The 11,204-nt window shown below is 47.7% G+C and carries 11 protein-coding genes and 1 tRNA gene; 5 read left to right on the top strand and 7 right to left on the bottom strand.

The genetic code is table 11. The features are described from left to right. The 5 genes from ACLFWI_RS18305 to ACLFWI_RS18285 form a co-directional block, all read right to left on the bottom strand. Positions 1–4,826, bottom strand: a 4,826-nt coding sequence (locus ACLFWI_RS18305; RefSeq protein WP_446414102.1) for a two-partner secretion domain-containing protein, incomplete at its 3' end; no start/stop codon positions are given. A 19-nt stretch (positions 4,827–4,845) separates the two neighbouring features. Then, positions 4,846–5,115, bottom strand: coding sequence for a hypothetical protein (locus ACLFWI_RS18300; RefSeq protein ID WP_446414101.1), 270 nt, complete (start codon positions 5,113–5,115; stop codon positions 4,846–4,848). After that, positions 5,093–5,575, bottom strand: coding sequence for a hypothetical protein (locus tag ACLFWI_RS18295; RefSeq protein ID WP_446414100.1), 483 nt, complete (start codon positions 5,573–5,575; stop codon positions 5,093–5,095). The genes ACLFWI_RS18300 and ACLFWI_RS18295 overlap by 23 nt, the downstream gene beginning before the upstream one ends. A gap of 401 nt (positions 5,576–5,976) precedes the next feature. Continuing rightward, positions 5,977–6,153 (bottom strand): hypothetical protein, encoded by a 177-nt coding sequence (locus tag ACLFWI_RS18290; RefSeq protein WP_446414099.1) that lies wholly within the window; start codon positions 6,151–6,153, stop codon positions 5,977–5,979. A 189-nt stretch (positions 6,154–6,342) separates the two neighbouring features. Next, positions 6,343–6,852: a hypothetical protein gene (locus ACLFWI_RS18285; protein ID WP_446414098.1), complete on the bottom strand. Its 510-nt coding sequence runs from the start codon at positions 6,850–6,852 to the stop codon at positions 6,343–6,345. A 283-nt stretch (positions 6,853–7,135) separates the two neighbouring features. Between ACLFWI_RS18285 and ACLFWI_RS18280 the strand changes: the two genes are divergently transcribed. Beyond that, positions 7,136–7,537 (top strand): fasciclin domain-containing protein, encoded by a 402-nt coding sequence (locus tag ACLFWI_RS18280; protein ID WP_006098369.1) that lies wholly within the window; start codon positions 7,136–7,138, stop codon positions 7,535–7,537. A 404-nt stretch (positions 7,538–7,941) separates the two neighbouring features. After that, on the top strand, positions 7,942–8,352 hold the full coding sequence (locus ACLFWI_RS18275; RefSeq protein ID WP_446414097.1) for a hypothetical protein: 411 nt from the start codon (positions 7,942–7,944) through the stop codon (positions 8,350–8,352). 27 nt (positions 8,353–8,379) lie between these two features. Here ACLFWI_RS18275 and ruvB read toward each other — a convergent pair whose 3' ends face one another. Next, the gene (ruvB, locus tag ACLFWI_RS18270) at positions 8,380–9,474 is read right to left on the bottom strand and encodes a Holliday junction branch migration DNA helicase RuvB (RefSeq protein WP_446414096.1); all 1,095 of its coding nucleotides are present in this window, start codon (positions 9,472–9,474) and stop codon (positions 8,380–8,382) included. Between the two features lie 106 nt (positions 9,475–9,580). Between ruvB and hisF the strand changes: the two genes are divergently transcribed. From hisF to ACLFWI_RS18255, 3 genes are all read left to right on the top strand, one after another. Further along, positions 9,581–10,351 carry an imidazole glycerol phosphate synthase subunit HisF gene (gene hisF / locus ACLFWI_RS18265; protein WP_446414095.1) on the top strand — a complete coding sequence of 257 codons (771 nt, stop codon included), beginning with the start codon at positions 9,581–9,583 and terminating at the stop codon, positions 10,349–10,351. Between the two features lie 118 nt (positions 10,352–10,469). Continuing rightward, positions 10,470–10,679 (top strand): hypothetical protein, encoded by a 210-nt coding sequence (locus ACLFWI_RS18260; protein ID WP_006098571.1) that lies wholly within the window; start codon positions 10,470–10,472, stop codon positions 10,677–10,679. A 99-nt stretch (positions 10,680–10,778) separates the two neighbouring features. Then, positions 10,779–10,851, top strand: a tRNA-Ala gene (locus tag ACLFWI_RS18255). Positions 10,852–10,979: 128 nt separating this feature from the next. Here ACLFWI_RS18255 and ACLFWI_RS18250 read toward each other — a convergent pair. Next, a complete protein-coding gene (locus tag ACLFWI_RS18250; protein ID WP_446414094.1) occupies positions 10,980–11,141 on the bottom strand; it encodes a hypothetical protein in 162 nt (53 codons plus the stop codon). Positions 11,142–11,204 lie beyond the last annotated feature (63 nt).

The following is an 11,204-nucleotide window of genomic DNA, read 5'->3' as shown; positions in this document are numbered from 1 at the left end:
CTGAGACTTCCGGCTGTTCCGGTTTGTGTCGAGGCTGATATTTCACTGTTGTCAGTAAGCTGTACGTTCTCTAAACCTTGTAAAATAATATCTTGGCTCTCACCAGAGATGTTGGAGGCTGAAAGCTGCGATCGCGCACTTAAGCTTAACTGTTCGGTATTTATCGTCACCCCCCCAGCTTTCCCACCTTCACCAGTAGCCGCAACGGATAGATTACTGTTGCTTACAGATACTGACTCAACTGGATTTTCGCCTGCATTAATACTGAGACTTCCGGCTGTTCCTGTCTCTGTCGAGGCTGATATTTCACTGCCGTTGGTTAACTGTACGTTCTCTAAACCTTGTAAAATAATATCTTGGCTCTCACCAGAAATGTTGGAGGCTGAAAGTTGCGAGTTTTCACTTAAGCTTAACTGTTGAGTATTAACCGTCAAACCTCCAGCTTTTCCGCCTTCTCCTGTAGCTTCCACGGATAGGCGACTGTTATCACTCACTTGCACCGAATTAGCGGGATTGGAGTTAGCATTAATGGTTAAGCTTCCCGCTTCACCCGTTTGAGTCGAGGCGGATATGGCACTATTGTTACTAACTCTCAAGGTATCCAACCCTTCGAGGATAATACCCTCACTGCTACTAAAAATATTAGAGGCTAATATTTTTGCATCATTCTCCAGAGTCAACTGCTGGGTGTTTATCCGAACTTCTCCCGCATCGCCACTATCTGTAGCCGCCGCCGATAGTTCAACACCATCAGTGAGGGTAAGTTGGCGAGTCGTCACCTCTACATTACCCGCATCCCCTGTACTCCTGCTTTCTACCGCTAACCGCCCTTGTCCAGCAATCGTAATCGCTTGCGGCGCACTCAGGATTAAATTACCACCTGTACCACTTCCAGAGGTAGAAGCCGAGACTTGGGAATTGGGCGCTAAAGTAATGTCTAGGGTAGATTCATTCTGATAGGGGTTCAGGGTTAAGGTGCCGGCGGGGGTTTGTCCCTCAGTTTCAGCAAAGACACCCACGATTCCGGCTAAGTTCATCCTGGAGGCATTTAAGGTGATACTACCACCGCCTTCCGTATTGGTGGCGGTATTGGTGGCGGTAGCGGTGATGCGGGCGGTGTCGGAGAGAGTTAAGGTTGGGGTATTCACAATAATACTGCCGGCTTTGCCCGCCCTGCGGGTTTCTACAGACAGAACCGGGGAAAAATCATCCACACCAAGACCAAGATTCACGGCGGTGGTAGCATTAACGGTAATCGTGCCACTATCTCCACTACCTTCGGTGAAGGCGAAGATTTCTGCTCCTTGGGCAATGGTTAAGGTAGAAGTGTCTAGGGTAATTTCTCCGGCGTTTCCAGTTCCTGTGGTTGAGGTGGAAAGTTCCGTTTGTTGGATGTTTAAATCCGTGCTGGTAATTCTAATCTCGCCAGCATTGCCTGCGCCTGCGGTTTCTGTGGTAATGGTTCCTTCTCCCTGAATTTTAATGGAGTCGGGAGCCTTAATTTCTATATTTCCTCCGGTTGCTTGGTTAAAAGTGGAATCAGTGGAAGCAGAAATAGATGTTCCCTGTTCAAGGTTAATATTGAGGTTTTCTCCGTTGGGGTGGGATTGAAGAATAATATTTCCCGCATCGCCAGAACTTGCTGTGGTGGTGGCGATTTTGGCATCATCTTGCAGGGTTAACTCCGGGGTGGTTAAGGTAATATTTCCAGCATTGCCAGAGTCTCCATTCCCCTGTCCATTTGTGCTGGTAACCAGTTTAGCACCATTGCTCAGAGCAATAGTCTGCTCAGCTTGCATAAACACACTGCCTGCATTCCCCTGTCCATTTGTGCTGGTATACAGTTGAGCGCCATTGGTGAGAAAAAGTGACCCAGTGGTAATGTTGATATTGCCACCATTGCCTTGAGTTGTCGGGGTATTAACAATTGTCCAAATTCCGCTAGGGTATCCTTGCTGATCCTTTCCAGCAAAAATAGTAGCATCACGGACATCAATGCTTACCATGCCTGCGTTTCCTCGTCCGCTGGTGTAGGACTGTAGTTGACCACCATTGGTGACAGAGAGTGACCCAGCTATGAGCGTAATTTCGCCCCCTTTGCCCTCCGCTGCTTGACTAACATTGGTGCTGATGCTGCCATCTACCAGAGAAATACTCTGCTCGGCTTGGACAAACACACTGCCTGCATTCCCCTGTCCATTTGTGCTGGCACTCAAAACGCCATTGGTGAGAAAAAGTGACCCAGTGGTAATGTTGATGTTGCCACCATTGCCTTGTGTTGTCGGGGTATTGACAATTGTCCAAACCCCGCTAGAGTATCCTTGCTGATTCCTTCCAGCAAAAGTAGTAGCATCACGGACATCAATGCTTACCGTGCCTGCGTTTCCTCGCCCGCCGGTGAAAGACCGTAGTTGAGAGCCATTGGTGACAGAGAGTGACCCAGCTATGAGCGTAATTTCGCCCCCTTTGCCCACCGCTCCCTCATTCACAGTGGTGTTAATGTCGGAATCTACCAGAGAAATACTCTGCTCGGCTTGCATAAACACACTGCCTGCATTCCCCTGTCCATAAGTTCTGGAATTCAATTGAGTGTCATTGTTGATAAAGATAGATTGTGCATCAATCTTTATGTTTCCCCCATTACCTGCTCCATAGACATCACTTGTGATCGAGCTATTGTCAACCCACACTACTCCATTCTCACTTGTAAGATTGATATCTCCGCCACTAGCAAGTGGATTAGATGTATTGATTGTTGTATTCAAATTTCCCACACTGATGTTGCCGTTTGTAGCGTTGAGATTGATTGAGCCACTTTCTTGATTAATAGGAGTTCTAATTAGCAGTTGTGTCCCTATCGCTTCTCCCCAAGGTGCAGCATCACCCGCCCCGAACAACGTGCCCTCATCTTCATACGGATAAGTATCAGTAACACTCAAAGTCCAAGTTCCCGTAGGGTTCTCACCTTGAAAAACCCCCAATCCTCCAGCACCTGATGGTTGGAATGTTCCATTAAAAGGAGCATCACCTTGATTAATACTCGTTTGTGCTTCATCATCGAGGAGGGTGTCTTGGAAATTATCACCATCATCTCCCACACCACGGAACAACTCTAACTCTGTCCCACCAGGCGAGGTGAGAAAAACAGCCAGGTCACTATTCCAGGTATGTGCTGCCGAAAACCGCACATCAAGATTCTCCACAGTTGGCACTGAATCCGGCACAGTGAAGGTGAAATTAGCGGTTGTTCCATTGTCCGGAATTGCTCCCCCCGCATCCACATCCACCGTAATCAAGTCACCCCCCTCAACCAACAAGGTATTAATATTCCCCAACTCCAAACTCGCCCCAGAAATAACAATATCCCGCCCATTCGTATAGAGAGTATCTCCGAGAGTATCCTCCATCACCACCGAACCCACCCCATCACTATCCGCATCAGCCGTTAACGCAATCCCCCCACTCCCCGGCGCAAACTCCAAAGCATCATCAGCTAAATCCTCAATCCGAATATCATTCGTCGCCTGTAAAACAACATTCGTATCCCCCGATAACCCCTCCAACTCCGACTCATAAATCGTCGTCGGTGTCGCATCATCAATCTCACTCAACGGCGCACTCAAAATCGTCCCCGCCACCCCAGAATTATCCCCAGCAAACGTATCCTCACCATCCGTCGCACCATCCCCAGTACCATTGGCAATCACAATATCCGTCGGGTCAAGCAACAACGTCCCCCATAACCCATTCACAGCACTCGTATCAACATTCCCCCGAAATATCAGATGTTCTTTCCCCGACACCTCCACAAATCCCCCATTTCCCCCCTCACTTCCCCCACGGGCGCTAATCGTGCCATAAAACCCCGTCACCTCATCCGCCCAAACCAACACCGTACCCCCATCCCCACTGGATAAAGGGGAAATAGCATCAGCATTAATCCTCACACCCCTATCAATAAACGTCCGTGCTGCTGTAGGAACATCCCCTTGCCCTTGAAACCCTCCCCCAATCAACACCGTACCGCCCCCCATCTCTGAGGACACATCAATCCCAGCATTCTCGAATAAACCAATCCTCTCTCCCAACACCATCACCGTTCCCCCAGGTGCCACCAGAGAACCCGTACTCGTCACCTGATTTCCATAGAACGCTAAGGTTTGCCCCGACTCTACCGCTAAATTGCCACTATTATTAATGTCTCCAGTTGGTGGCGTGCCATACTGCAATCCCGGCGTTACATTAATCGTCAACAACGGCGGCGCTTGGGGATTCGTCGCACTAAACTCACTCCCATCCGGAAACGTAAAACTATTCGCTGTACTCGCCACAAACGAACCGCCAACATCCAACCGCGCATTCTCCCCAAACACAATCCCATTCGGATTAATTAAAAACAGATTTGCCGTACCATTTGCCCGAATCCAGCCATCAATATCCGAGATATTAGTCCCCGTCACCCGCCCTAAAATATTCTCAATATCTAACCCATTATTAAAAAACGCCTCACCCCCCGTCTGTACCGAAAACTCCTCAAAACTATGGAACAGATTCACGCCCCGCACTGTTCCCCCTTCAATCAAACAAACCGGACATCCCGTCACCTGAGAATTAACCGGGAGAGTATTATCCGGGACAATTTGCGCCCGCACCGCGCTTGGGGTGATGAGTACAAGCAGCCAGAAGGCAGAGGGTAGAGGGCAGAAGGCTTTTTGCTTTCTGGCGTTTGGTCTATTCTTAACGGCTGGTTGCTTGAAGCCGCGCTGTCCTAAACACCCTAAGACCATGGGACTGACGACTTTAAGATAGGGAATAACTAAGTTCATAAACCTTCATCCTACCGCGTTATTTACCTGTTTCTGTCTTCTGTGCTACATGAGTTTCTATAATTAAACAGTCTGCCAACTTTCCCAAACATCCCCCCGCCCTGGATTCAGGAGAGCGAAACGTTTTCGGTTGAGCTAATTCCAGAATCTGATCAGAATCATTGGCTAATTTTCCGTATAATCTGATACGTTTACTAAGGAATTTTCCTTCTTTCTCCGCTTCAGGTTGTACCTGGGTTAATTTATCGTACTCTAAACTCCAGTAGTTAAGGTACAGCAACAAAATCATAGCCGTAACCGGAACGAGAACCTGGCTCAATCGTGACAAGTTGGCTCAAAGGATTGGTCAACTGATTTTTGCGATCGCCTGATGGTAAGAATTGTACCTTACCCGTTGCCCCATCAACACTAAAACTTTCTGAACGTAGGATTTCAGCCACCCCTTGGCGAGTCGGATTCTGCTTCAGTGCCGCAATCAGGGCTTGGGTGGCATCATAAGATAAGGCGGTGCGCCAGCTTACATCTGCCCACCAAAGCTTTCTTGATGTCTGGGCAAAGTTGGACTGAGAATTGGCTGTAATGTGCCCAGGAACGGCAATGACTATACCACTAGCATTTTTTTCAGTAGCCTTTGGAAACGCTGCCAAGGTTTTCGTTCCATACAACGCATCTCCTCCTAACACAAATTGATCCGGGCGCTTGGCTTTCATTACGTCTAGGGCATCATCGAGTTCCTGACTATTGGGCATTACTACTAGAACTAGAATAATTTACTATCTTTTTGGTCATAGGATTCCCATCCTCGGTAGGGATTATTTTCTAGATTAAGGGGTGGTGCATCCTCTAAATTATCTCGGTTAAATCCAGGCAAAAGGAAAAAGAATTCTCCTTTTTGATGTTTTTTCAGTGGATGGCTTTGGCGTTGTTTTAACTAACAGTTTGGCATAGTAAGTCCGGAAGAACCGATCTATCTCATGCGATCGCACAGTGGTGTAAGCAGGAGGGACCTTCAGCACAGCTTCAGGCTTGGCGTCACGTTGTCTCTGGCTTCGTGGGGGCTACAGTAGAGACATTCTTGGCGAGGAATCTTGAACCCCTGGAAACTCCATCCGCTTCACAAAATAAAGCCATGTTGCAACAGGCGATTAAGTCAGGAGAGTAGTGGCGCAACGATGAGTGTAGAGACGTTGCATGCAACGTCTCTACAACTAAACCCGCCCCGACTTATTTTCAAAACCTTACCGAGATCGTTGAGAGAAAGCCATTCTCCCAAGCGATCGCCAATTTCCCGTGCAGTAGCGTGAACATGTTGTGCTTTCCCTGACATGCTCCCTCTAGTTATCATTAATTCTAACGGGATTGTATCTGTGTGCCATCAACCGGATTCAATAGGAGTCAATTTTTCCTAGCATTCCCGTTAGTCGTCTTTAGACGACTTGGGCTTTTAGCCAAGAATTTGAATTCTTGGCGAATACCATAGTTGACTGACAAAATTAGCGGTAATTTTTGTGTCTGATTAAAATCGCAATCCTACGCCACCCTGCACTGAAACCGCTGTTCCGCCTCCGTTACGATAGGCATCAAAGGCAATAATCGCATTCCCAAAAAGCACCGTACTACCCCCAGGAACAACATAATCAATCCCCGGTTGCAAGGCGAAACTGGTTTTATCTCCCACCGGTGAGGGCGTATCACCACTGGCAAACGCCGCACCCGCCCCCAGATAAACATCCGTTTGCCAGTTGAGGGGAAAATCATAAGAAATAGTTGGCACCACCGCCGTACCTGCACCAATCAGGGCTTGTGTTCGTAGAGAGACAGGAAGTTCTAAGAGTTTGTACCGTGCCGCCAAAACTCCCCCAAATTGCCGCCCTTCACCGCGATCATCTTCTTCAATACCGAATGTACCACCAACTCCCACATAACTGCCGTAAGCGGCTTGAGCTGATGCTGATGTGGGGGTAAACGCCATACTCGCGAGTACCGCTGTGGCAAGGGTTACGCTGATGCCAATAAAATGTCGCATATTCGGACTCCTCAGTACTGATGTCGCTGATTTTAGCTTGTGACCTACCTGACTTTCCATGGGGTGTCTTGAAACGCGAGCAGATTAAGGAGATTAAGGAATCTGATTCAAGGGTTTGAATCAATCAAAACCCCACTAGGAGCATATCAGGGAAAGTCGGGGCGGCTTTAATTCATTGGGGTGAGAGAAAAAACGAGAGTCGTAAAACCCGCTCCTATACAGGTATATGGGAGAATGACAAAATCCCAGAAGAGATTATTTTGCCGAGGATTAGTTAACATCAATGCCTGATATTGTCGATATTGCCGTTAGTGCGGATTCATTCCAAACCCTGGTAGCTGCTGTGCAAGCGGCTGGTTTAGTGGACACTCTCAAAAGTCCTGGTCCTTTTACGGTTTTTGCACCCAATGATGCCGCTTTTGCTAAGTTGCCACCAGGAACCATACAAACGTTGCTCCAGAATATTCCCCAGCTTACGCGAATTCTGACGTATCATGTCGTTTCCGGGAAATTGACTCAAGCTGATTTAGCCAAGGTCGATTCGGTAACTTCTGTTGAGGGTTCGTCTATCCGAATTGACTGTTCTGATGGTTTTGAAGTCAAAAATGCCACGGTTGTTGCCCCTGACATCGAAGCAGATAATGGTATTATCCATGTTATTGACACGGTAATTCTCATGGGGTGAAGTCACCATCAAAAGGAGGATCAGACCCCATTGAGTAAAGGGCGACCCGACCCGATTGAGTGGACGGGTGTTGTTCATTGATGTAAGCGGGTCGCCCCTACAGGTTGTTAATTGATGTCCTATCGAATCAGGTTGATTGCACACAGAGGTAATCACCTCATAATGAGAGTTACAGCCATGTTTCGTGAGGTTGTTTAACCCGATTTGATGTCAGATTTAAATTTCAGGTGGGCAGTATTCAATTGACTATGTTAACCTGTTGATTTTGATGCTAGTTTAGAGTATTGAGCGCCTGTAAATCCGGCAACGTCAGAAGATATTGAGAAAAATTCTATTTTGGCAGCAGCCTGTTGAATTATACCAGAATTTTGTGGACTAGACGACCCCCACGTTTCATTGGCGAAATGAAAATAAAAGTTAACGGTCATCCGGATTGTGCCGTTTCCCTAATGAAGACAAAAGGAAAGCCAACTTGTAAGGTTGAAGCAGTCATGACAATGAAGAATGGTCAATGCCACTCCTGTGGATCTTATCAGATCAGAAGTAACAAAAACCGAAAATTTCCCGCACTGAATACGATGACGCTAGGATTAGGAAACTCCAGCGCTCGTTATGCTGCACTGGATACCTATGTTTGTGTCAATTGTGGCTATGTTGAAAGCTACGTGGCTTCGGCGGACGATCTAAACTACATTCAAGAGAACTGGGCAAAAGTTGAGGCTCCCTGTGAGAATGGAACGCGATCGCCCAAAAAAGTTGAATCGCTTCCTTCTAGAGCGCACGAGGAGTTCAAGCGCCGAGCCATGCACGGTTAATCCTGTAGATGGCATAATTTGAGGATATCATTCTTGCCAATAACCTAGATGCTTACGAGCCGCGTCTGTAGCAACCCGCCCGCGAGGGGTTCGATGTAAGTACCCAATCTGTAATAAATACGGCTCATACACTTCCTCAATCGTTTGAGCGTCTTCTCCAGTTGCTGCGGCTACGGCTTCTAAGCCCACAGGTCCCCCTTGGAATTGTTCAATCATCACACTTAACACCAGCCGATCCGTCCAATCCAAACCCGCGGGATCAACATTGAAGACTTCCAAGGCTTCGGCGGCGACGTCTGGGTTAATCACACCCATCTTTTTCACCTGAGCATAATCCCGCACTCGCCTGAGTAAACGATTGGCGATGCGGGGAGTTCCCCGTGAACGACGGGCAATTTCTATCGCTCCCTCTTCGCTCACCGGCGTTTGTAATAATTGGGCGGTGCGTTGCACAATTAGACTCAATTCATCGGGTTCGTAGAATCGTAAGCGCTGGATCAAACCGAAGCGATCGCGTAAGGGGGAGGTGAGTGATCCCACCCTTGTCGTCGCGCCAACCAGAGTAAACTGGGGTAAGGGAATACTCCGAGTTCGCGCTGATTGCCCTTTGCCAATCGTAATATCTAATCGATAATCCTCCATCGCCGGATACAATAGTTCCTCACTCATGCGTGTGAGGCGATGAATCTCATCGATAAACAAAATATCTCCCGGTTTCAGATTGACTAAAATCCCCACAATATCCCGGGGGCGTTCCAAGGCTGGCGCCGCTGTAATTTTACAATTTGTCCCCATCTCCGTCGCCAAAATTAGCGACATTGTGGTTTTCCCCAATCCTGGCGGTCCATACAAGAGCAAATGATCTAAAGCCTCATTTCGCGCCTTCGCCGCCGCGATCGCAATTTCTAAGACATCTTTGAGTTCTTTTTGCCCAATATAGTCGGCTAACCGATGGGGACGAATCCCCTCCTCTTGGTTCTCTGTTTCATCCCCTGTCGCCGTCGCTAGTAACAAGTCTGTTTCCAAGTCTTGCTGACGTTTCTTACGGTGACCCTTTTTTTTCTGACGGGATTGGGGTTGTGGGTCGGGTTCTTGAGATTGTCTAAAGGAGGTTATAGCCATGATTTCAGCCTATCATTTCATCTGCAACCAAAACACTCAGGCGCAAAAGGTTTAGATTAGTTAAGGAACTCAGTATTCTCCCATCACACAGCGTAAGACATCTGACATGCTAGCTAAACGAATCTTACCGTGCCTGGACGTAAAGGCGGGGCGGGTGGTCAAGGGCGTCAACTTTGTAAATTTGCAAGATGCGGGTGATCCCGTGGAATTGGCACAAGCTTACAATCAAGCCGGTGCTGATGAACTGGTGTTTTTGGATATCACTGCCACTCATGAAGACCGGGATATTATTATCGATGTTGTCTACCGTACCGCAGAACAGGTGTTTATTCCCTTAACGGTGGGCGGCGGTATCCAATCCTTAGAGACTGTTAAGTTATTGTTAAGGGCTGGTGCCGATAAAGTCAGTATTAATTCGGCGGCTGTCCGTAATCCAGATTTTATCAATCAAGCTAGCGATCGCTTTGGCAATCAATGTATTGTGGTGGCGATAGATGCCCGTCGCCGTGTCGATCCCAGCCATCCGGGTTGGGATGTTTTCGTGCGCGGCGGACGCGAAAATACCGGACTGGATGCGATCGCCTGGGCAAAAGAAGTCGAACGACGCGGTGCGGGAGAATTACTGGTGACCAGTATGGATGCGGATGGAACTCAAGCTGGGTATGACTTAGAGCTAACTCGCACCATTGCCGATCAGGTGGAAATTCCGGTGATTGCCTCAGGGGGTGCGGGAACCTGTGATCACATTTATCAAGCCCTGAGTCAGGGGAAAGCCGAAGCCGCCCTCTTAGCCTCTCTACTGCATTACGGACAACTCAGCGTATCGGAAATTAAGCACTATTTGCAGGATCATCAGGTTCCCGTCCGGATGTCATGATGGTTCTCAAATCCTTGCCGATCTACCCTTAACTCTTGTGACTAATATCACACAATTGGATCGTTTGCAGCTACATAGACCACTGCTAGAATAGATTCAATGTTACATTTCTTAAATTATGTTGATTGCTATTTTAATATTCGATATTGCTCTAGTTGCTTGGTCACTGCACTTAATGCAACAGGCGTTTGACACACGAGAGTTTTCCTTTATGCTGGCTGGCACTTTAGTGGCGATGTCAGCCGCTGCCATGTTAGTCGTGTATTTCTTAATGGACAGCTATTTGGGCTACTTGAGTCGGATTGCGGCGGTTTCGGGTTCGTTTTAGTCAGGCTTAGGTTTGATCACTCAATGATCTGTGACGAGGCAATATTTTAATCAGACTTGACGAAAGGATAGAATCAAGGCATGATGGAAGATGCTGCACGGGGCTATAGCTCAGCTGGTAGAGCACCTCAATGGCATTGAGGGGGTCAGCGGTTCGAGTCCGCTTAGCTCCATTAACACAGAATTAATTCAACCTCTCCACAAAGGGTATATCCGTTCAAAAACTGCATTCATTTTTATCGGATCAAGGCTTATTTTGGGTATTTTATAAATCTTTAATTGTTTTGGAAACCTTTATTTTTCAGGGTTTTGCGAGTTTTCCAGCCCGCCCAATTTTGGGTGTTGGTGACGCGATCGCCGGACGACTCATCATGAGTGAGCTATGGGCGACAGCAGAGCGCTGTACCTGAAAGGTCAGCGTCGGGAAGGATAGCCCGACAATGGAGCAAAGCGGAATTGTCACTCAGGAGTATTTTGTTTTTCGACATAAGATTTCAGTTGGGAGACAGTAACCCCTCAGCAACTA

The sequence above is a fragment of the Coleofasciculus sp. genome, assembly GCF_046539235.1.
Lineage (GTDB): Bacteria > Cyanobacteriota > Cyanobacteriia > Cyanobacteriales > Coleofasciculaceae > Coleofasciculus.
This window is presented reverse-complemented; position numbering and strand designations above follow the sequence as displayed.

Excerpts from the sequence above, each read along its gene's own strand:
- ACLFWI_RS18300 (WP_446414101.1), bottom strand. The coding sequence starts at position 5,115 with ATGATTTTGTTGCTGTACCTTAACTACTGGAGTTTAGAGTACGATAAA.
- ACLFWI_RS18295 (WP_446414100.1), bottom strand. The coding sequence starts at position 5,575 with ATGCCCAATAGTCAGGAACTCGATGATGCCCTAGACGTAATGAAAGCC.
- ACLFWI_RS18290 (WP_446414099.1), bottom strand. The coding sequence starts at position 6,153 with ATGTCAGGGAAAGCACAACATGTTCACGCTACTGCACGGGAAATTGGC.
- ACLFWI_RS18285 (WP_446414098.1), bottom strand. The coding sequence starts at position 6,852 with ATGCGACATTTTATTGGCATCAGCGTAACCCTTGCCACAGCGGTACTC.
- ACLFWI_RS18280 (WP_006098369.1), top strand. The coding sequence starts at position 7,136 with ATGCCTGATATTGTCGATATTGCCGTTAGTGCGGATTCATTCCAAACC.
- ACLFWI_RS18275 (WP_446414097.1), top strand. The coding sequence starts at position 7,942 with ATGAAAATAAAAGTTAACGGTCATCCGGATTGTGCCGTTTCCCTAATG.
- ruvB (WP_446414096.1), bottom strand. The coding sequence starts at position 9,474 with ATGGCTATAACCTCCTTTAGACAATCTCAAGAACCCGACCCACAACCC.
- hisF (WP_446414095.1), top strand. The coding sequence starts at position 9,581 with ATGCTAGCTAAACGAATCTTACCGTGCCTGGACGTAAAGGCGGGGCGG.
- ACLFWI_RS18260 (WP_006098571.1), top strand. The coding sequence starts at position 10,470 with ATGTTGATTGCTATTTTAATATTCGATATTGCTCTAGTTGCTTGGTCA.